Below are 19,631 nucleotides of genomic sequence, written 5' to 3'. Positions count from 1 at the left end.
CTCCACATTATGATTTTTTCTTATTCAGCAATTGATCAACATAGTCTTCTTTGTTAACTTGACGTGCACGTGCTACTGATAATGCTTTTGATGGAACATTCTCTGTTATTGTAGAGCCTGCTGCCACATAAGCACCATCTTCAACTGTTACAGGAGCAACAAGGTTTGAATTACATCCAATAAATACCCCGTTACCAATTACAGTTTTAAATTTATTCTTGCCGTCGTAGTTCACCGTAATTGAACCACAACCAAGATTCACGTCTTCTCCAACTTGTGCATCCCCGATATAACTTAAGTGTGAAGCTTTACTTCTATTACCAAAAACAGTTTTTTTGATTTCTACGAAGTTTCCAACGCGCACTTCATCTCCAATAACTGAATCTGGGCGAATATGTGCAAATGGACCAACCGATACTTCTGTACCAAGTTTGCTGTCATGTACAGTAGATTGACGAATTACCGTACGATCTCCAATTTCACTATCGCGAATTACTGTATGCGGTCCAATTTCACAATCCGAACCAATTACAGTGTTACCCTCAATAACCGTTCCTGGGTGAAGAACTGTATCACTACCAATAATTGCATCCGCAGAAATGTATGTGTTACTTGGATCAATAATTGTAACACCATTTACCATGTTCTTTCGGTTGATACGATTTTTCATAATAATTTCCGCTTGCGATAGAGCGACTCTGTCGTTAACACCTAACGTTTCATCGAAGTGCTCTGTTTGATAAGCTGATACAATATGACCCTCATTTTTTAAAATTTCAATAACGTCCGGAAGGTAATATTCGCCCTGTACATTATCATTTGAAACTTTAGAAAGTGAAGCAAATAAAGCTTTATTATCAAAACAATACGTACCTGTATTGATTTCTTTAATAGCTAATTCTTTTTCATTTGCATCCTTATGCTCAACAATCTTTTCAACATGACCATTCTCATTACGAACGATACGGCCATATCCAGCAGGCTCTTCTATGTACGCTGTTAGTACCGTCGCCATTGCTCCCGCTTCTTCGTGTTGCTGAAGCAATGCTTCCATCGTTTCAGCAGTTATTAGAGGTGTATCACCACAAATAACTAAAGTTGTTCCTTCTTCATTTGCAAGTACACTTGCAGCTTGATCGACAGCATGAGCTGTACCAAGTTGTTCTGCTTGTAATGCAAACTCACTTACATTTCCTAGCTGTTCTTGTACCTTTTCAGCACCATGTCCAACGACTGTTACAAGTTTCTGCAATCCTAATTGAGATACTTCATTGACTACATGTTGTACCATTGGTTTTCCACATACAGGATGCAGCACTTTGTATAGCTTGGACTTCATACGTGTGCCTTTACCTGCAGCTAGAATCACTGCAAATCTGTTTGACATATAGACCCTCCATCGCAACCTATTTATCCATTAACGATATTATCCTAAATCATCATATATTTCAAGAAACACATTATAACTATTAAATTTTACCATAATTCTTATAAGATGTTTTACTCTTTAGTATCTTTTTTAAGGAATAAGCTATACTATTTTAAATGATTTTGAAAAAATTAGAAGTTTTTCATCTTTATTTTTTCAAAATATGAATTTTTATAATTAGAAACGTGTATTATTCAAAAAAAAACAAACTCCTGTAAATGCTTACAGGAGTTTGCTACAAAATTATAAGACTTTCTTTCAAAAGCCCTTTTCATTCGAATTTTACGAAGCGCCTGCTTCTTCAAACTCAACCTCTTCTAACTCGCCTAAACGATGATACTCTGTTAAAACCGCATCTTGAATTTTAGAGCGTGTATTAGAATTAATTGGATGTGCAATGTCACGGAATTCTCCATCTGGAGTACGTTTACTTGGCATTGCTACAAATAATCCATTATTACCATCAATTACACGAATATCATGAACAACAAATTCATGGTCTAGAGTAATAGAGGCAATTGCTCTCATGCGGCCTTCTGTGTTTACGCGGCGTAATCTTACGTCAGTCACTTCCATCTTGTGTTCACCACCCTTTTCTAAATAAGCGATATATTTGTATAAATTCCACAAAATTTCTATTTTCCCTTTAATTTTTTAAAAATTTTTAAGATAAAAATTTTTAAGTTAGTTGAATATAAGGATTAGTAGAGGTTATCGCTTACAAAGAGTTACTTAACTAGGGCAATTACTTCGATTTCAACAGAAACATCTTTCGGTAATTTTGCTACTTGTACACAAGAACGCGCTGGTTTATGAGTAGAGAAATAAGAACCGTATACTTCATTAACAGCATTAAAATCATCCATATCCTTTAAGAATACTGTTGTTTTTACCACTGTATCAAATGAAGCACCTGCTTCTGCTAATACCGCTTGTAAATTTTCAAATACTTGCTCTGTTTGTACTGTTACATCTCCTGTTATAAGTTCTCCACTTGCCGTTAACGGAATTTGTCCTGAACTATAGAACATATTATTTACAATAATCCCTTGTGAATATGGTCCGATTGCCTGTGGTGCTTTGCTTGTTTGAACAACTTTCATACTTTTCACCCTTTTATTATTTATTTTTACTCTTTAAAAATAGTGTACCAAAGGCAGTTTGTCCATCTATTTTGTAATTTATAAATAGGAATAAAAAAAGGTAAAGCTATCTGCTTTACCTTTTTACTCAGCCTCTACAAGCCCTTTATCAAATGGTGCAAGTGAATAATTTCCCTTTTCCACTTGAATCGCTTTTTCTTTCACATCAACTTCTGACAGACGAATTAATGATACAAAGTTATTAATAAGTCTTTCTTCAATATCCGTGGACTCTACTAATACGCCAATTCCAACAACATTAGCTTTAAACTCTTCTAGCATGCTCATCATGCCTTGAATGGTTCCGCCAGCTTTCATAAAGTCATCAATAATTAAAACATTGGATCCTTCTGGAAGGCTACGCTTTGCTAAAGTCATCGTTTGGATTCGCTTAGAGGAACCTGATACATAGTTAATACTAACAGTGGGTCCTTCTGTTACCTTATTATCTTTTCTCGCAATTACTACCGGTACATCTAAGTAGTTCGCTACTGCATAAGCAAGCGGAATTCCTTTTGTCGCTACCGTCATAACCGCATCAATTGGTTGCCTAGCAAAAACAGAAGCAAATAAACGACCTGCACCATTAATTTGGCGAGGATTACTTAAAAGATCCGTCATATATAAGTAACCGCCAGGCAAAATACGGTCTGGTTTTTCAAATAAGCTACAAAGCTCATTAATAATCAGATTCGCCTCTTCTTCACTTATATAGGGAATATATTTCACTCCTCCTGCTGCTCCTGGTATCGTTTGCAATGTGCCGACCCCTTGTTGTTCAAACGTTTGCTTAATAATAACTAGATCTTCACTAATGGAAGATTTAGCCGATTGATACCTTTCAGCAAAAAAAGTGAGGGAAACTAGCTGACGAGGATTTTGTAGCAAGTAATAAGTCAGATCGACCAATCTTGTACTTCGTCTAATTTTCATACTCTCACCTCAAATCACGAATATTCTAAACAAATCATAACGTATTATACGTCTTTATTCAAGCGTTTCTCGCTCTCCTAATAAACGAACTGCATATACTTGTTCGCAAAATCCTTTTAAACCGTTATATATACGATGCATTCGCGAATCATGGTGTACAAGACCAAATACAGTTGGGCCACTTCCACTCATTAATACGGCATCCGCACCGAATCGTTTCATCTGCGCCTTAATACGTGCAACCTCAGGATGCATCACAAACGTCACATCTTCTAAAATATTGCCAACAGTATCACAAATTCCTTTATAGTCCCCGTCATTAATAACTTCAACCATTTTATCTACATTTGGATGTGTAACACGATTTAATTTTAAATTTCCATACACATCAGCAGTAGATACACCGATGTGGGGCTTTGCTAAAATAACCCAACAAGAAGGTGGAGTCTTTATATGTTCAATTTTTTCTCCTCTTCCAGTGGCAATTGCAGTTCCGCCATATACACAGAACGATACATCTGATCCAATTTCTGCGCCAAGCTCTGCTAATTCCTTAATTGTAAGCCCTAAATCCCATAACTTATTAAGGCCGCGTAATGTCGCTGCTGCATCACTACTTCCACCTGCTAATCCAGCTGCTACTGGAATCGTTTTTTCAATAGTAATAGATACACCTTTTTTCACATTAAACTTCTCTTTTAATAATTTCGCTGCTTGATAAGCTAAGTTGCGTTGGTCGTCTGGGACATACCGATTATGGGACAAAATTTCAATACGGTCTTCTGCTAATTCCATTAGCTCTAAACGATCTGCTAAGTCGATTGTTGTCATAATCATTTTCACTTCATGATATCCATCTTGTCTTTTTCCCAGTACATCTAACGACAGATTAATCTTTGCTGGTGCTTTCACTAGTAGCTTCAATCTATTCACCCACTCTATGTACTCAATCTTTTATCGTTTATTTTACCATAAATTTATAGTAAGACGATGAAACTTCCCTAATTATAACGAAAAGCATTCAGAATGAAACTACTTATGTCAAATGATGGCACCTTTTAGCGTGCAAAAAGCCGAGGAATCTCTCCTCGGCTACCGCAGCATAGAAAGTATCTTACAACTACTGGTTTTGCTTCATTAATTGCTGTTCTGCAATTTCTATAGCACGTTTCACCATATTACCAGCATCTTTCGCACGAATTCCGCCCCATCCTTCTTTCTGAACAACATCATAAAAGCCAAGCTCTTTTGCAAGCTCTTCTTTAAATTGATTTGACATGACTCCTCTTCGTCTACTCAATGCAGAGTCCCTCCTTATTTTGCTACGGTATAATTAGTATGCAAAATAATATAGCTTTTCATTTGTGGGAATATATGTAACAAGTAACACATTAATTATAAAATGCTTCATTATGAGGTTCATCGTAAAATGTTAACTCTACTGTCTCTGTTAAAACATCTGCATAACTATAAGATACACGTTGCAATGCATCTTCTTGCTGATCTAACTGGACAACAAACACAGAACGATACGTTTCTGCAAGTACACCCGATTGCTCCACAGTTTTTCTTCTTCCGCTATTTGCCTTTAACACAAGTCGCTGTCCAAGATGGTGATCTAATTCGCTTTTAATTTCATCTAAACGTTTTGACATATACCTTGCTACACCTCGCTGTAATTTAGATTGAACACTTAAAACACGATATATCTATCCCAATTATTAACCGCAATTTACAGACAATATCATTATAAAAGCATCATGCGTTCGAATAGATAGAAGAAATACTATATTGTACAAGTATCATTGTATAGTCTGCACATTCTTGTCGCTTTTTATCCAGATTCATTTAAATCATTTCCACATAAAAAAGCAAGATACGTATGTACCTTGCTCATTCATCATAATGTTGAAAGGGTAATCCCGTTCGTAAAATCCCTCTTGTTTCAATTCCTCCTAGTCCCTTTTCACCAGTAATTGTATTACGCACAACGTCCCATACATTGACTCTTTCCATAAATGAGGTGAAACTAACTTTGCCAACTACATATACCGGATCTAGAGCATGAATATTAATTCTAGACGGTGAACTAGCAAAATTAGCACCTGCTCGAATCAACGCCTCAAAGTGTGATTGACAAGCCCCAGCAAAAATAACGAGTTGATCTAATGATGGATACTTTTTCCGCACTTCTCGAACAGCCTGTACAAAATGTCTAGAATGTCTATATGCTGCCAAATCTCCCATAACTCCTTTTGACTTTGTATAGGCATCATGTCCTGTAATAACTAAAATGTCTGGGCGAAAATGATCTATTAAGTCTACTACCTTTTCATGCATCTCCGTTTCCTTACAATGAATACCTTGAACAGGAACGCCTATTTTATTATATAAATCTAAGCACTTGCGCAAATATAAAGGATCTCCATCTATATGCAATACACGCCCTGGCATTTGAAAATAATTCACTTCACTTGTATATCCACCAGTTGAATTATGTTCATGTCTTTGTTTCATCAACACGTAATCTTGCTGAAACAACCGGTAAGTACGCTCCATCGTTTCTTTTTCACGCTTCACTCTATTTTTATGTTCTCGTTGATCTATACTAACTAAATCTGCAAGTGGTGCATCCGCCACAAGTCTAATTTCCTCTCCAAATAATATTGCCATATCGCCTTTTATTTCTATAATACGAAAAAGAATATCCCTATTATGAGAATATCGTTCAACTAATTCTCCAACATGTAAAGCCATTCTCCTACCTCCAAACTCGTTAGGCCATCTTACCTGTTTTTAAAGTATGAATTTAGGAAAGGAAAGGTGACAAAAGGGACAGCTCAAGTTGAACTGTCCCTTTCATATTCTTATGACAATTTATGAAGAATTAATGCATTACTTAATGTTGCAAACTCTTCGATAGATAGCGTTTCGCCTCTTCGCTTCGGATCAATTCCTACCTCTGTTAAAATTCGATCCAACAGCTCTTTATCTTTCGGGAAACCATTTAAATTATTTGATAAGTTATTCATTAAAGTTTTACGACGCTGTGCGAAACTTGCTCGTACTACTTCAAAGAAGAAAGTTTCATCTGTCACTTCTACAACTGGTTTAGGACGCTTTAGAAGACGGATAATCGCAGAATCAACATTTGGTTGTGGCACAAACACTGTACGCGGTACAGTCATAACTGTTTCTACCTCTGTATAATACTGAATGGCAATTGATAAAGAACCATACTCTTTCGTTCCTGGTTTAGCAGCTAAACGATCCCCAACTTCTTTTTGCATCATAACAACAAATCCACGAACCGGTAATTTTTCTTCAAGCAATTTAAATAAAATTGGCGTTGTAATATAGTATGGTAAGTTAGCTACTACCATTACATCTTGCCCTTCTTCAAATTGCTCACTAAACACTTCATGTACATCTGCTTTTAGTACATCTTTATTTATAACTGTAACGTTGCTATATGGAGCTAACGTCTCGTCTAAAATTGGTAATAATCTCTGATCAATTTCAAAAGCCACTACTTTTTTAGCACGCTTCGCCAATTGCTCTGTTAACGCACCGATACCTGGTCCAATTTCAATTGCGCCACTTTCTGAACCGATTTCTGCGTGATCAACGATACGATTTAATACATTTGTATCAATTAAAAAATTTTGTCCTAAACTTTTTTTGAATGAAAATCCATACTTTTCAACAATGTCTTTCGTACGATTTGGTGTTGCGATATCCTTCATTTTTTTTCCTCCTGTATTACTTGCTTATAAGCTTCTGCAAATGATTCCTTTGAAACTTGAAACATTTGTAAACGTTTATGTAACTGTTTTGCGTTTGTATAACCAATCTTTAATAGCTTACCCACTCTTTCTCTGCGACTCTTTGCCATTTCTCCGCCCACTAAGCCCGCATCGACTAGATCACTCCAACTAATTTCACTTGTGTAAGCTTCCATTTCTTCATGTATATTCTCTAAAGCACGGCGAATCGACTCATTAGAAGCATGTTCGATTCCAACGCCTTTCTTCCTTTTCGCAAGTGCTTCTTCCTTCGGTAAAAAAGCATGCTTACATCCAGGAACCTTGTCAGAAATAATCTTTCGAATACGCTCTCCAGGATAATCTGGATCTGTGAAAATAATAACGCCTCGTTTTTGCTGCGCTAATTTCACTCGCTCAATAACATGATCACCGATTGCTGAACCGTTCGTTTCGATTGTATCTCCATCAACAGCACGTTTAATCGCAACTGTATCATCTTTACCTTCTACAACGATAATCTCTTTAATTTTCATGCTTGCCTCCACACTCGTTTCATCTCTACTTAGTAAAACAAAAAAATGACGACTTTTCCATTATTATTTTCCCAATCTTACATTTTAAAAAGTAGAAGAGAAAAATCTTTGTTCACTCCCCTTATTGTAACACTTCTATCTCTATCTTAATTTATCCGCAATATTTCTACACTTATGTTATGAGTAAATAGTGGGTTCTTATCATTTCTATTATCTCTCTTCTCAAAAAACAAAAAAAGAATGGGACTCCCCATTCTTTTTTATTCAACACCAAATAAGGCTTTGGCATTCTTTGTTGTTGTTTGTGCTACTTCCTCATAAGAAATTCCTTTTAAATTCGCAATTTCTTCTGCTACCAGTTTTACATAACTCGGTTCATTTCGTTTCCCTCGAAATGGGTGTGGTGTTAAATATGGACAATCTGTCTCTATCAATAATTTTTCTAACGGAATCTCCATAGCAACTTCTTTCGGTTTCTTGGCATTTTTAAATGTTACTGGCCCACCTAATGAAATTAAAAAGTTCATATCGACACATCGCTGCGCTACTTCTACACTACCGCTAAAGCAATGCATAATGCCTCCTACTTCAGCTGCATTCTCTTCCTCTAGGATATCAACAATATCTTGAGTTGCATCGCGGTTATGTATAATAATCGGTAATTTCACCTTTTTTGCTAATGCAATTTGTTTACGGAATACTTCCTTCTGTATTTCTTTTGGAGACTTATCCCAGTGATAATCTAATCCCATTTCTCCAATGGCAACTACTTTAGGGTGAGCAGCTAATTCTTCTAACCAAGCTAAATGTTCTTCATTCATGTCGATTGCATCAACGGGATGCCATCCAACTGCAGCGTAAATAAAATCATAAGCCTCCGCTAATTCAATTGCTTTCTTTATCGTTACTTCATCAAATCCAACAACAACTGTATAGGTAACTCCCGCTTCTTTCATCCTCGCGATAACTTCTTGTAAATCTTCTTCAAATTGCTCTGCATTTAAATGTGAATGTGTATCAAACAACATAATAAATAGCTCCTTTTATATTGAAATCAATTCTCTCATAGAAAACTACGCTCTTTCTAACTTAACGATAACAATACTACAATTTTAATGCAAAAAAAGGGAATGTAAAAAGAAAAAAGACGCTTCACCAATGTTACACGTGAAACATCTCTTTTCTTGTCTCAATTACTTGATTTTTGTACCGTTTGGTAAATTTTGGTCAATTGATGCTAATGACAATACGCCATTCTCTTCACCTGCTAAAATCATACCTTGTGATAATTCACCACGTAATTTTACAGGTTTTAAATTCGTTACACAAATAACCTTTTTACCTTTTAGTTCTTCTGGGGAATAGAATTTAGCAATCCCAGAAACCACTTGACGCTTCTCTGTACCTAAATCAAGCTGAATTTTTAACAACTTATCTGCTTTTTTCACAGGTTCAGCAGATATTACTTCAGCTACTCGTAATTCTACTTTAAAGAAATCATCAATTGTAATTTCTTCTGCCTTTGGTTCTTCTGCTTTTTTCTCTTCTACTTTAGGAGCAGAACCTTGCATTTGTTCTTTAATATACCCCACTTCTACTTCCATTTCCAAACGAGGGAAAATAGGGTTTCCTTTTTCTACTTTTGTTCCAGCTGGAATACATCCAATTGTAGATAGGCTTTCCCAAGATTTATGCGCCTCTTCAGTAAGCCCAAGTTGAGCAAACATCTTACTTGGTGCTACTGTTAGGAATGGCATAAGCATAATACCTGTTTGACGAAGTACCTCAGCTAAGTGGGCCATTACAGACGCAAGTTTTTCACGATCATTCTCATCCTTCGCTAATACCCATGGCTGCGTTTCATCAATATATTTGTTCGTACGGCTAACTAATTGCCAAATGGAACTTAACGCTACAGAGAACTCCATATTCTCCATTGCCTCTTCTACTTTTTTCAATGTATCTTTGGCAAATGTCACTAGCGTTTCATCGAACTCAGTTACATTTGCTTTAAATGCAGGGATTTCCCCATTAAAGTATTTATCAATCATAGCTACTGTACGATTTAATAAGTTCCCTAAATCATTCGCTAAATCAAAGTTGATTCGTTCAACAAATCCTTCTGGTGTGAATACTCCATCAGATCCAAATGGAACTTCACGAAGTAAGTAGTAACGCAATGCATCTAATCCGTAACGATCAATTAGTGTAACTGGATCTACTACGTTTCCTTTTGACTTACTCATTTTTCCATCCTTCATTAAAATCCAGCCATGAGCAAAGACTTTCTTCGGAAGTGGTAAATCTAAAGCCATTAAAATAATTGGCCAATAAATTGTATGGAAACGAACGATTTCTTTCCCAACTAAATGGACATCTGCTGGCCAGAATTTTTTATACTTCTCTTCATTTTCTGTTCCATATCCTAATGCAGTAATGTAATTAGACAACGCATCTACCCATACGTAAATAACGTGTTTTGGGTTACCTGGAACACGAACTCCCCAGTCAAATGAAGTACGAGAAACAGCTAAATCTTCTAATCCTGGTTTAATGAAGTTATTAATCATTTCATTTTTACGGGACTCCGGCTGAATGAAATGAGGGTTATCTTCATAGAACTTTAATAGTCGGTCTACATATTTACCCATTCTAAAGAAATACGATTCTTCGCGAACAAGTTCTACAGCGTGACCACTATCTGGGCTTTTCCCACCAACTACTTTGTCACCTTCCATAATTGGATCTACTAATTGATGCGCTGTATAGAATGTTTCATCTTGTACAGAATACCAACCTTCATATTCATCAAGATAAATATCACCTTGATCTACTAGCTGCTTGAAGATTTTCTCAACAACATCTTTATGACGATCTTCAGTTGTACGAATAAAATCATCATAAGAGATATCCATCTTCTCCCAAAGTTCTTTAATCCCTGATACAATGTTATCCACATATGCTTGTGGTGTAACATTTAGTTCTTCTGCTTTCTTTTGGATCTTCTGTCCATGCTCATCAGTTCCTGTTAAATAATGAACATTGTATCCTTGCATACGCTTATATCGTGCCATCGCATCTCCTGCTACTGTCGTATAAGCATGTCCAATGTGTAACTTTCCACTTGGATAATAAATTGGGGTAGTAATATAAAAGGACTTATTTTCCTCTTTCATCGTTTTGGACCTCCCGAATAACCTCATATGTATTTATAAACAGTATATCAAAAACTCACATATAAAAACGAGTTAATGCTCGATATCTTTATCATCTATTACTCATATTCAAAAAAAATATACAATATTTTTTCCGAAAAGTATAAATATTATAAAAAATAATACGAAACAATTATAGAAATGACTCACATTCTATTATATATAAGAAGTATAAAAATCTATAAATCTTTTTTAAAAATATAGAATTTAAGAATTGACGGAAATGTAAATGATTGGTATCATATGTCCATAGGGTATTTTGTCGAAAAATGACGAATCAAAAAATAGACTCGAAACTTATAAACTATTTATTTAGGAGGAAAAGAATTATGAAATCTACTGGTATCGTTCGTAAAGTTGATGAATTAGGTCGTGTAGTAATTCCAATCGAATTACGCCGTACTTTAGGTATTGCAGAAAAGGATGCTCTTGAAATCTACGTGGATGAAGAAAAAATCATCTTAAAGAAATATAAACCAAACATGACTTGCCAAGTAACTGGTGAAGTATCTGATGGTAACCTATCTTTAGCTGAAGGTAAAATTATCTTAAGTAAAGAAGGCGCTGAACAGGTCTTAAACGAACTTCAAGATTATATCGAAACAGCAAAATAAGCTTCTCAATTATGAGAAGCTTATTTTTTATCAACATGATAGATTTGATATACATCACGTTTCGACAAATCTCGGTCTTTAGCAACTGTTTTAATCGCTTCTTTTGAATTCATACCTTTTTCATTTATATAATGTTCAATATGATTATATACTGAAATAGCTTCCCACCATTGTTCTTCTTGAGTAGGTTCTTCTGTTGAACCTGCTACTAAAATACAAAACTCACCACGAACTTCATTTTGCTTCGTCCACTCAATCGCTTCTTCAATTGTTCCACGAATAAACTCTTCAAATTTTTTCGTTAGCTCACGACATAATACGATTTCCCTATTTCCTAATACTTCTTGCATAGAGATTAAAGTGTCATCTAAACGATGCGGTGCCTCGTAAAACATCATTGTAGTTGGAATATAGCGTAGTTTTTCTAATTCAAGCTTACGTCCCTTTTTATTTCTTTGCAGGAAACCATAGAAATAAAAATGTTTTGTCTCAAGTCCTGATGCAATTAATGCTGTAAGAGCCGCATTTGCCCCAGGAAGCGGAATAACATGATATTGTTCTGCTACAGCCTCTACAACGATATCATAACCAGGATCTGAAATACATGGCATACCAGCATCGCTCACAATGGCTACAGTCTTACCTTCTTCTAACTTATCTAAAATTTTCCGTCCACTTACTCCTTTATTATGCTCATGATAACTCATAACTGGTGTTTCAATTTCAAAGTAATTACAAAGTTTCTTCGTTTGCCTTGTATCTTCCGCAGCAATAATGTCTGCCTCTTTTAAAATTCGGATTGCACGAAATGTCATATCCTCTAAATTTCCGATTGGAGTCGGTACTAAATATAAAACTCCCTTTTCATTTTGCTGAAAGCTTTTTTGCTGCCACATAGCGTTCTCCTTTTTGCATATATTCTTCTTTTTGTTTCCTCGTTAACTGTTTAAAGTGATATTCAGCTTGCATAGCCGTTCGTTTATCCTCATGATCCTCTACATATTTTAAACCAACTGGAAGCCTAGCGCGGGTATATCTAGCACCTTTTCCACTATTATGGGTCTGAATCCGTTTTTCTATATGATTTGTATATCCAGCATAATAACTTCCATCAGAACACTCCACCACATAAAAACAATGCTTATTCTTCTCCATATAAAATTGAACGAAGCTCCTTTGTATATTCGTTGTTTTCTTCATATACAAAAAGAGGTGGTAAGATTTTTAAATCTGCATTCCCATCCTTAATTCCTTCAATTAACAATGTATTCGCTTCTTTACCAGCCTTAGGATAAACAAATCGCACACGTTTCGGTTCGATTTTGTATTTACGCATTAATGTGACGATGTCGAGTAAACGACCTGGACGATGTACAAATGCTACTTTCCCACCCTGTTTCACTAACTGGCTACTTGCATATACAACATCCTCTAATGTGCACATAATTTCATGACGAGCTATCGCTAAATGTTCATTGATATTCTTCTCAGAAGTTTGTGGTGTTTGAAAATAGGGAGGATTACATGTTACAACATCATATTGATGACGTCCAAGTTTCTCCGGCATATCTTTCAAATCTCCATGGATTAAATGAATTCTTTCTTCTAAATTATTGTATTGAACGCTTCTTATTCCCATATCATATAAGCGCTCTTGGATTTCTACACCTGTAATTTTCCCTTTTGTCCTTGTACTTAATAAAAGAGGGATAACTGCGTTACCTGTACACAAATCAAGTAAATTACCTTTTTGAATTGGCACCCAAGCAAAATCTGCAAGTAAAACGGCATCCAAAGAAAAATTAAATACTGATGGACTTTGTACAATCTTCATATCTTGCGCTAATAAGTAATCTAAACGCTCATCTTCATATAAATTCATATATTGCTCCCTTTCTTACACTTAACCTACCCTATTTCATCCTCTATTAATGTAAAAATAAATTTCATTCTACCCTCATGTATAAAAAATTACCTTTCCAATTATATTGGAAAGGTAATCTCACTTTTTATTTAAAAATGACAGACAGAATAAACAATCTCCCTCTTTACGTACACTTCCATAATGTAGATTGCAAATATGAAAACCTTCTTGATATAGTCTCGCTAGGTTATCGTAGCCTTCACCAATATCTGTCTTCGCCTTCATTTCTTTGCGTTTTTGAGTTTTTTGTTTTTCCTTGTTCTGCACTTCTTCAAAACGATGTCGCAAATTTTCATTTTCCATTTTTATATGTTGGTTTTCTTCCAATAATTCTGCAAGATGTTGTTTTAATTCTCCCAACTGTTTGTATAAATGTCCAATTTGCTCTTCCATACTAGAAACCGATGCAAAAATATCCTTTTTCTCCACAAGCACCCACCTCATTAATCTGTGGTTTGACTCGAAACGACCCCTTTATTAATTAATTCATCTAACGTATATTCTACTATCCGTTCCTTGTCTACTAGTTCCACTTGAATTAATCTTTCTAAAATATTTAATCCGATAACACGGCCAGTACCTTGCGGTGTTTGTATACGTTGATCTAAATCAGGAAGTTGTTCCTTTGCTGCCTCATATTCATCATTCTCATATTTTAAGCAACACATTAAGCGACCACATAAACCAGAGATTTTTGCAGGATTTAATGATAAATTTTGATCCTTTGCCATTTTAATGGATACAGGTTCAAAATCTCCTAAGAAAGTAGAACAACAAAGCATACGACCACATGGACCAATACCACCAAGCATTTTTGCTTCGTCACGAACACCTATCTGTCTCAGCTCAATTCTTGTCCTAAAAATTGCCGCTAAGTCTTTCACTAGTTCCCGGAAATCAATCCGACCATCCGCAGTAAAGTAAAAAATAATCTTATTACGATCGAACGTATACTCTACATCTACAAGCTTCATATCAAGATTATGTTCTCCTACCTTTTGTTGACAAACTTGATATGCTTCTTTCGCAGCATGCCTATTCTCTTCAACAATGGTACGATCATTTTCATTTGCAATACGAATAACTTTTTTAAGCGGTAATACAACGTCGTTTTCATCAACTTGCTTTTTGGTAATAACTACTTTTCCGTATTCAATACCTCTTACCGTTTCTACAATTACAAACTCATTTTCTGAGATATCGAACTGATTTGGATCAAAGTAATATACCTTTCCGGCCTTCTTAAAGCGAACACCTACTACATCATACAAAACGGTCATCCCTCCTGCAACCGCAACACTAACTGTTCGAACACAAGCTGCGCATTTACATTAGCGTTGATTCTATTTTTTGCCTCTAATATATTAAAGAGAGCTGATACAATGCGCTTCTGAGCATAAGAAAAGGATTCAAACATCTCTTTCTGCTCATGAAAAACAAGACGATCTTCTTCTCCAAGTTGAACATATAATAAATCCTTATAAATAAGGAGTAACATATCTAAGCCTTGCTGTAATTGTTCTTTCTCTCCAAAGTGCTTCCCCCATTTTTCTTGTACAAAAAAAATAGAGGCCTTATCTTTTTCGAGCGCTTCACATAATTTTATCACTAAAGCTCTCGCTTGTGCAAACCATTCATCATTACACATTAATAAAGCTTCTTCAAAACTGTTTGTAAGCTGCGCAGCAAGTGTAGATAAAGAAACTGTAATACCCTCTTCCTCTAATCTCTTAATTAAAGATTTTGTAGGCAACGGTCTAAATGTAACAACTTGACAACGAGATAAAATTGTATTTAAAATCTGATGACTTTGTTCAGTAAGTAAAATAGCTGTTGTATCACTACTTGGTTCTTCTAAAAACTTTAAAAGCGTATTCGCTGCATTTGCTGTCATACGATCTGCATGCTCAATAATATATACTTTTTTATTTGCTTCTAATCCTGTTTTTGAAAACTCTTCTTGTAAATCGTGAATTTGCTGTTTTTTAATAGATAATCCATCTGGTTTTACAATATGTAAGTTTGGGTAGTTACCTGAATCAATTCGGCGACAATTCGTACATACATGACAAGGCTCTACACCATTTCTTTGTGAACAGAGGAAACTTTTTGCCATTTGAATTGCTGTGGCGAACTTCCCAGTCCCTTTCCCTCCCTCTAACAAGTAAGCGTGGGATATACGCTCTTTTGCAATGCTATTCATCAACATTTTGACACCGATGGGCTGTATAGCAGAAAGCTGCTCCCACGTATTTATCATACTGCATACCTCACTTATTTCATTCTTTCCTTCTATTATAACAATTTATCTTCTATAATCTGAACAACTTCTTCTATAAGTTTTTTCATTGGTTGATCAGCATTTACTAATACAATGCGATTAGAAAAACGCTCTACAACTTGTAAATACCCTTCACGCACACGTTTATGGAAAGAGATATCTTCCATGTCTAGTCGATTTACTTCACGTCCTGCATCTTTTTCAATTCGTGCTAAACCTACCTCTGGCTCAATATCTAAATAGATTGTTAAACTAGGCATACAATCTTCCGTTGCGAAACGATTAATTTCAAATACTTTATCCATACCTAAGCCTCTTGCATACCCTTGATACGCTAAAGAGCTATCTATAAAACGATCACATAGTACAAGATAGTTTTCCTCAAGTGCCGGCATAACTTTTTCCACTAAATGTTGTCTACGTGCAGCAGCATATAAGAGCGCCTCTGTACGTGCCTCCATCATCGTATACTCTTGTTTATGTAAAATTGTTCTAATATCTTCAGAAATTGCAATACCACCCGGTTCCCTGGTCGCCATTACCTTTTGTGCCTTTTGCTCAAAATATGGTAATAAACTTTTAATTAATGTTGTTTTACCCGAACCTTCTGGCCCTTCAATTGTTACAAATAATCCCTTCATCCTAAAACCTACTTTCTATATCATACACGTTCATATATTTCGTACTACCTTGAAAACGAGCCCCTGTTTTCTCTAAATGAGTAATTTGCTTTGTATGTTCTTGAGTAATTCTCTCTCCATACATGATCAATGGAATTCCAGGTGGATACGGAATCACCATTTCTGCCGCTATCATACCAACGGCTTCTTCTAGAGATACTAACTTCGTTTCGTATCTCTCTAATTGTTTATACGTATACGGTAAAGGGGAAATTTCCCCTTTATAAGTATAACGAATTGATGCTGTCTTGTCTTTTACCTTATATTGCTGCAAAGCTACTCGAATTATCTCTATAGCTTTCATATACCCCTCATTTACTTGTAACGGTAATATAAATAGGACGTTATATGGATCTGCCATTTCCGTATATATACCGACCTTTTCAAATACAGACTGTAATTCATACCCCGATAACTGACAGCGAGTTTGCACCGTAACCTTTAATTCGTCTTGCGATGGATATTGCAAGATGGCTATTTGTGGGATAGATTGCAAGCCTTCTTTAAATCGGCGTAAAAACTCAACAATTTCATCATGACCCTCTTCCTTTATAACTGCTATTGCAAAACGTGCTATATCAAGAGAAGCCATAATTGGATACGATGGGCTACTAGATTGTAGCATACTTAAATAGGAGGAAACTTTTTCTTCGCTCACCAAACGGCTATTTATATGTAAATAAGATCCCATTGTCATCGCAGGTAATGTTTTATGTGCGGAATGAACCACAATATCCGCACCATAAACTAATGCTGACTTCGGGAAGGGGTCCCCTATACAAAAATGTGCCCCATGGGCTTCATCTACTAGAACAGGAATTTTATGTGCATGTGCGTAAGCGATACTTGCCTCTAAATCAATTCCCATACCATAGTAATTAGGATGTGTTAAAATAAGTGCTTTTGCATTTGGATACTTTGTAATTGCCTCCTTAATAATGTCATCATGAACACCTACTGGTACGTTATGTACTTCATCAATCCATGGGTTTAAAAAGACCGGATTCGCCCCTGCTAATTTCAAACCATTAATGATTGATTTATGACAATTTCTTTGTACGAGGACAATATCATGTTCGCCGCAGCAAGACAAAATCATTGCTAAATTTCCAACTGTTGAACCATTAATTAAAAAATAACTTTTGTGCACGCCATATACTTCAGCTAATAATTGCTGTGCTTCATCTATACATTCAAACGGACTATGTAAATCATCTAATCCTGTTAACTCTGTTACATCAATCGATAATATGTCCTTAAACCCCCCTGAAGCTTTCTTAGGGAAGTTTAAACCATTCTTATGACCCGGAACATGAAAAGATAGTAGTCGCCTTTCTTTAAATTCCATTAACGCCTCATATAAAGGCATACGATTTTGATTCATATACATCTCTTCCTTATTATTCATTCTGTATCTATTATACAGATATTAGGGCAAAAAAAATAATAGGCATAATGCCTATTTAAAAATATGATACTTCTAATTTTCGCAGTTGTGTTAAATAATGTATATACTTCGGGTCATTTGTTTCAGTATTCACCAGATTTCTTTCGCACTCATAACATATTAAATTATTATATACATATATTCCTTCTCCTCTTTTTGTCTCACAAACGATGCAAATTTCACTTGGTAATTTCATAATCTTTCCTCCCTTTTTAAGTAAACATATTATATACCTCTATTCCTTAACAAATTTCCGGAAAATATACATCAATTTCTTATATAATATGATTTATTCTTGGGCAACGTGTTTGTATTACTTATGTATTCCCTTTACTTCTTTCGTGTACTGTTTAAAAACAAAAAAACACAAGTCAAAAGACTTGTGTTTTTATCTTGCTTGGCGACGTCCTACTCTCACAGGGACAAGGTCCCAACTACCATCGGCGCTAGAGAGCTTAACTTCCGTGTTCGGTATGGGAACGGGTGTGACCTCTCTGCCATCATCACCAAACTATTGAAGGCATATTCCTTCAAAACTAGATAACATTTGCTTCATATTATATGGTTAAGTCCTCGATCTATTAGTATTCGTCAGCTCCACATGTCACCATGCTTCCACCTCGAACCTATCAACCTGATCATCTTTCAGGGATCTTACTAGCTTACGCTATGGGAAATCTCATCTTGAGGGGGGCTTCATGCTTAGATGCTTTCAGCACTTATCCCTTCCGCACATAGCTACCCAGCTATGCCCTTGGCAGAACAACTGGTACACCAGCGGTGCGTCCATCCCGGTCCTCTCGTACTAAGGACAGCTCCTCTCAAATTTCCTGCGCCCACGACGGATAGGGACCGAACTGTCTCACGACGTTCTGAACCCAGCTCGCGTACCGCTTTAATGGGCGAACAGCCCAACCCTTGGGACCGACTACAGCCCCAGGATGCGATGAGCCGACATCGAGGTGCCAAACCTCCCCGTCGATGTGGACTCTTGGGGGAGATAAGCCTGTTATCCCCGGGGTAGCTTTTATCCGTTGAGCGATGGCCCTTCCATGCGGAACCACCGGATCACTAAGCCCGACTTTCGTCCCTGCTCGACTTGTAGGTCTCGCAGTCAAGCTCCCTTATGCCTTTGCACTCTACGAATGATTTCCAACCATTCTGAGGGAACCTTTGGGCGCCTCCGTTACACTTTAGGAGGCGACCGCCCCAGTCAAACTGCCCACCTGACACTGTCTCCCGGGTCGATAAGACCCGTAGGTTAGAATTTCAATACAGTCAGGGCGGTATCCCACCAGCGCCTCCACCGAAGCTAGCGCTCCGGTTTCAATGGCTCCCGCCTATCCTGTACAAACTGTACCAAAATTCAATATCAGGCTACAGTAAAGCTCCACGGGGTCTTTCCGTCCTGTCGCGGGTAACCTGCATCTTCACAGGTACTATAATTTCACCGAGTCTCTGGTTGAGACAGTGCCCAAATCGTTACACCTTTCGTGCGGGTCGGAACTTACCCGACAAGGAATTTCGCTACCTTAGGACCGTTATAGTTACGGCCGCCGTTTACTGGGGCTTCAGTTCAGAGCTTCGCTTACGCTAACCCCTCTCCTTAACCTTCCAGCACCGGGCAGGTGTCAGCCCCTATACTTCGCCTTACGGCTTCGCAGAG

At 36.6% G+C, this 19,631-nt stretch carries 22 protein-coding genes and 2 rRNA genes (1 of these 24 cut by a window edge); 1 reads left to right on the top strand and 23 read right to left on the bottom strand.

The annotated features are described in order from the left end of the window. Window positions 1–7: 7 nt before the first annotated feature. From glmU to metG, 12 genes are all read right to left on the bottom strand, one after another. A complete protein-coding gene (glmU, locus tag MHB76_RS00280) occupies window positions 8–1,387 on the bottom strand; it encodes a bifunctional UDP-N-acetylglucosamine diphosphorylase/glucosamine-1-phosphate N-acetyltransferase GlmU (RefSeq protein ID WP_002091584.1) in 1,380 nt (459 codons plus the stop codon). 324 nt (window positions 1,388–1,711) lie between these two features. After that, the gene (gene spoVG / locus MHB76_RS00275; protein WP_000454042.1) at window positions 1,712–2,005 is read right to left on the bottom strand and encodes a septation regulator SpoVG; all 294 of its coding nucleotides are present in this window, start codon (window positions 2,003–2,005) and stop codon (window positions 1,712–1,714) included. A 152-nt stretch (window positions 2,006–2,157) separates the two neighbouring features. Continuing rightward, the gene (locus tag MHB76_RS00270) at window positions 2,158–2,532 is read right to left on the bottom strand and encodes a RidA family protein (RefSeq protein ID WP_078173486.1); all 375 of its coding nucleotides are present in this window, start codon (window positions 2,530–2,532) and stop codon (window positions 2,158–2,160) included. Between the two features lie 123 nt (window positions 2,533–2,655). Beyond that, complete coding sequence (gene purR / locus MHB76_RS00265; RefSeq protein ID WP_002159635.1) at window positions 2,656–3,504, bottom strand: pur operon repressor; 849 nt, start codon at window positions 3,502–3,504, stop codon at window positions 2,656–2,658. A gap of 54 nt (window positions 3,505–3,558) precedes the next feature. Continuing rightward, the gene (ispE, locus tag MHB76_RS00260; RefSeq protein ID WP_131232837.1) at window positions 3,559–4,428 is read right to left on the bottom strand and encodes a 4-(cytidine 5'-diphospho)-2-C-methyl-D-erythritol kinase; all 870 of its coding nucleotides are present in this window, start codon (window positions 4,426–4,428) and stop codon (window positions 3,559–3,561) included. A gap of 196 nt (window positions 4,429–4,624) precedes the next feature. Next, window positions 4,625–4,804: an acid-soluble spore protein SspF gene (gene sspF, locus MHB76_RS00255; protein WP_001985066.1), complete on the bottom strand. Its 180-nt coding sequence runs from the start codon at window positions 4,802–4,804 to the stop codon at window positions 4,625–4,627. Between the two features lie 91 nt (window positions 4,805–4,895). After that, window positions 4,896–5,159 carry a biofilm formation stimulator Veg gene (veg, locus tag MHB76_RS00250; RefSeq protein ID WP_002107294.1) on the bottom strand — a complete coding sequence of 88 codons (264 nt, stop codon included), beginning with the start codon at window positions 5,157–5,159 and terminating at the stop codon, window positions 4,896–4,898. A gap of 238 nt (window positions 5,160–5,397) precedes the next feature. Further along, the gene (gene yabG / locus MHB76_RS00245; RefSeq protein ID WP_002107293.1) at window positions 5,398–6,261 is read right to left on the bottom strand and encodes a sporulation peptidase YabG; all 864 of its coding nucleotides are present in this window, start codon (window positions 6,259–6,261) and stop codon (window positions 5,398–5,400) included. Between the two features lie 110 nt (window positions 6,262–6,371). Beyond that, window positions 6,372–7,250, bottom strand: a complete 879-nt coding sequence (rsmA, locus tag MHB76_RS00240) for a 16S rRNA (adenine(1518)-N(6)/adenine(1519)-N(6))-dimethyltransferase RsmA (RefSeq protein ID WP_002091590.1) — start codon at window positions 7,248–7,250, stop codon at window positions 6,372–6,374. Continuing rightward, window positions 7,247–7,804, bottom strand: coding sequence for a ribonuclease M5 (gene rnmV / locus MHB76_RS00235; RefSeq protein ID WP_002159637.1), 558 nt, complete (start codon window positions 7,802–7,804; stop codon window positions 7,247–7,249). Before rnmV ends, rsmA begins: the two co-directional genes overlap by 4 nt. 260 nt (window positions 7,805–8,064) lie before the next feature. Then, window positions 8,065–8,832: a TatD family hydrolase gene (locus MHB76_RS00230; protein ID WP_002159638.1), complete on the bottom strand. Its 768-nt coding sequence runs from the start codon at window positions 8,830–8,832 to the stop codon at window positions 8,065–8,067. Between the two features lie 165 nt (window positions 8,833–8,997). Further along, entirely contained in the window at window positions 8,998–10,980 is a 1,983-nt protein-coding gene (gene metG / locus MHB76_RS00225) for a methionine--tRNA ligase (protein ID WP_002029324.1), read from the bottom strand. A 368-nt stretch (window positions 10,981–11,348) separates the two neighbouring features. Between metG and MHB76_RS00220 the strand changes: the two genes are divergently transcribed. Beyond that, window positions 11,349–11,633 (top strand): AbrB/MazE/SpoVT family DNA-binding domain-containing protein, encoded by a 285-nt coding sequence (locus tag MHB76_RS00220; protein ID WP_002063374.1) that lies wholly within the window; start codon window positions 11,349–11,351, stop codon window positions 11,631–11,633. 20 nt (window positions 11,634–11,653) lie between these two features. Here the strand turns inward: MHB76_RS00220 and rsmI are convergent, their stop codons facing one another. The 11 genes from rsmI to MHB76_RS00165 all read right to left on the bottom strand — a co-directional run. Further along, window positions 11,654–12,529, bottom strand: a complete 876-nt coding sequence (gene rsmI / locus MHB76_RS00215) for a 16S rRNA (cytidine(1402)-2'-O)-methyltransferase (RefSeq protein ID WP_002159640.1) — start codon at window positions 12,527–12,529, stop codon at window positions 11,654–11,656. Continuing rightward, complete coding sequence (locus MHB76_RS00210; protein ID WP_002107287.1) at window positions 12,498–12,788, bottom strand: GIY-YIG nuclease family protein; 291 nt, start codon at window positions 12,786–12,788, stop codon at window positions 12,498–12,500. The genes rsmI and MHB76_RS00210 overlap by 32 nt, the downstream gene beginning before the upstream one ends. After that, window positions 12,775–13,515, bottom strand: coding sequence for a tRNA1(Val) (adenine(37)-N6)-methyltransferase (locus MHB76_RS00205; protein ID WP_016106811.1), 741 nt, complete (start codon window positions 13,513–13,515; stop codon window positions 12,775–12,777). Before MHB76_RS00205 ends, MHB76_RS00210 begins: the two co-directional genes overlap by 14 nt. 120 nt (window positions 13,516–13,635) lie before the next feature. After that, window positions 13,636–13,986: a DNA replication initiation control protein YabA gene (yabA, locus tag MHB76_RS00200; protein WP_002009639.1), complete on the bottom strand. Its 351-nt coding sequence runs from the start codon at window positions 13,984–13,986 to the stop codon at window positions 13,636–13,638. Window positions 13,987–14,000: 14 nt separating this feature from the next. Then, the gene (locus tag MHB76_RS00195; protein WP_002144546.1) at window positions 14,001–14,828 is read right to left on the bottom strand and encodes a PSP1 domain-containing protein; all 828 of its coding nucleotides are present in this window, start codon (window positions 14,826–14,828) and stop codon (window positions 14,001–14,003) included. 5 nt (window positions 14,829–14,833) lie between these two features. Next, window positions 14,834–15,817: a DNA polymerase III subunit delta' gene (gene holB, locus MHB76_RS00190; RefSeq protein ID WP_002159641.1), complete on the bottom strand. Its 984-nt coding sequence runs from the start codon at window positions 15,815–15,817 to the stop codon at window positions 14,834–14,836. A gap of 35 nt (window positions 15,818–15,852) precedes the next feature. Next, window positions 15,853–16,479 carry a dTMP kinase gene (tmk, locus tag MHB76_RS00185; RefSeq protein ID WP_002107283.1) on the bottom strand — a complete coding sequence of 209 codons (627 nt, stop codon included), beginning with the start codon at window positions 16,477–16,479 and terminating at the stop codon, window positions 15,853–15,855. Between the two features lies 1 nt (window position 16,480). After that, on the bottom strand, window positions 16,481–17,902 hold the full coding sequence (locus MHB76_RS00180) for an aminotransferase class I/II-fold pyridoxal phosphate-dependent enzyme (protein WP_078173488.1): 1,422 nt from the start codon (window positions 17,900–17,902) through the stop codon (window positions 16,481–16,483). 79 nt (window positions 17,903–17,981) lie between these two features. Then, window positions 17,982–18,161 (bottom strand): sigma factor G inhibitor Gin, encoded by a 180-nt coding sequence (locus tag MHB76_RS00175; RefSeq protein ID WP_002159645.1) that lies wholly within the window; start codon window positions 18,159–18,161, stop codon window positions 17,982–17,984. Between the two features lie 199 nt (window positions 18,162–18,360). Further along, window positions 18,361–18,476: ribosomal RNA gene (gene rrf, locus MHB76_RS00170) — 5S ribosomal RNA — on the bottom strand. Between the two features lie 50 nt (window positions 18,477–18,526). Beyond that, a 23S ribosomal RNA gene (locus MHB76_RS00165) occupies window positions 18,527–19,631 on the bottom strand; it runs 1,817 nt beyond the window's last position.

This window comes from Bacillus sp. FSL M7-1345, from assembly GCF_038006985.1.
GTDB lineage: Bacteria > Bacillota > Bacilli > Bacillales > Bacillaceae_G > Bacillus_A > Bacillus_A cereus_U.
Note: the sequence above shows the minus strand (reverse complement) of the source record. Positions and strands in the feature narration are given on the sequence as shown.

What these genes read in the sequence shown, in the direction of transcription:
- MHB76_RS00230 (WP_002159638.1), bottom strand. Translation starts at nt 8,832, where the DNA reads ATGTTGTTTGATACACATTCACATTTAAATGCAGAGCAATTTGAAGAA.
- MHB76_RS00205 (WP_016106811.1), bottom strand. Translation starts at nt 13,515, where the DNA reads ATGAATTTATATGAAGATGAGCGTTTAGATTACTTATTAGCGCAAGAT.
- metG (WP_002029324.1), bottom strand. Translation starts at nt 10,980, where the DNA reads ATGAAAGAGGAAAATAAGTCCTTTTATATTACTACCCCAATTTATTAT.
- rsmI (WP_002159640.1), bottom strand. Translation starts at nt 12,529, where the DNA reads ATGTGGCAGCAAAAAAGCTTTCAGCAAAATGAAAAGGGAGTTTTATAT.
- MHB76_RS00220 (WP_002063374.1), top strand. Translation starts at nt 11,349, where the DNA reads ATGAAATCTACTGGTATCGTTCGTAAAGTTGATGAATTAGGTCGTGTA.
- MHB76_RS00175 (WP_002159645.1), bottom strand. Translation starts at nt 18,161, where the DNA reads ATGAAATTACCAAGTGAAATTTGCATCGTTTGTGAGACAAAAAGAGGA.
- MHB76_RS00180 (WP_078173488.1), bottom strand. Translation starts at nt 17,902, where the DNA reads ATGAATCAAAATCGTATGCCTTTATATGAGGCGTTAATGGAATTTAAA.
- veg (WP_002107294.1), bottom strand. Translation starts at nt 5,159, where the DNA reads ATGTCAAAACGTTTAGATGAAATTAAAAGCGAATTAGATCACCATCTT.
- rsmA (WP_002091590.1), bottom strand. Translation starts at nt 7,250, where the DNA reads ATGAAGGATATCGCAACACCAAATCGTACGAAAGACATTGTTGAAAAG.
- rnmV (WP_002159637.1), bottom strand. Translation starts at nt 7,804, where the DNA reads ATGAAAATTAAAGAGATTATCGTTGTAGAAGGTAAAGATGATACAGTT.
- tmk (WP_002107283.1), bottom strand. Translation starts at nt 16,479, where the DNA reads ATGAAGGGATTATTTGTAACAATTGAAGGGCCAGAAGGTTCGGGTAAA.
- MHB76_RS00270 (WP_078173486.1), bottom strand. Translation starts at nt 2,532, where the DNA reads ATGAAAGTTGTTCAAACAAGCAAAGCACCACAGGCAATCGGACCATAT.
- spoVG (WP_000454042.1), bottom strand. Translation starts at nt 2,005, where the DNA reads ATGGAAGTGACTGACGTAAGATTACGCCGCGTAAACACAGAAGGCCGC.
- glmU (WP_002091584.1), bottom strand. Translation starts at nt 1,387, where the DNA reads ATGTCAAACAGATTTGCAGTGATTCTAGCTGCAGGTAAAGGCACACGT.
- yabG (WP_002107293.1), bottom strand. Translation starts at nt 6,261, where the DNA reads ATGGCTTTACATGTTGGAGAATTAGTTGAACGATATTCTCATAATAGG.
- holB (WP_002159641.1), bottom strand. Translation starts at nt 15,817, where the DNA reads ATGATAAATACGTGGGAGCAGCTTTCTGCTATACAGCCCATCGGTGTC.
- MHB76_RS00210 (WP_002107287.1), bottom strand. Translation starts at nt 12,788, where the DNA reads ATGGAGAAGAATAAGCATTGTTTTTATGTGGTGGAGTGTTCTGATGGA.
- purR (WP_002159635.1), bottom strand. Translation starts at nt 3,504, where the DNA reads ATGAAAATTAGACGAAGTACAAGATTGGTCGATCTGACTTATTACTTG.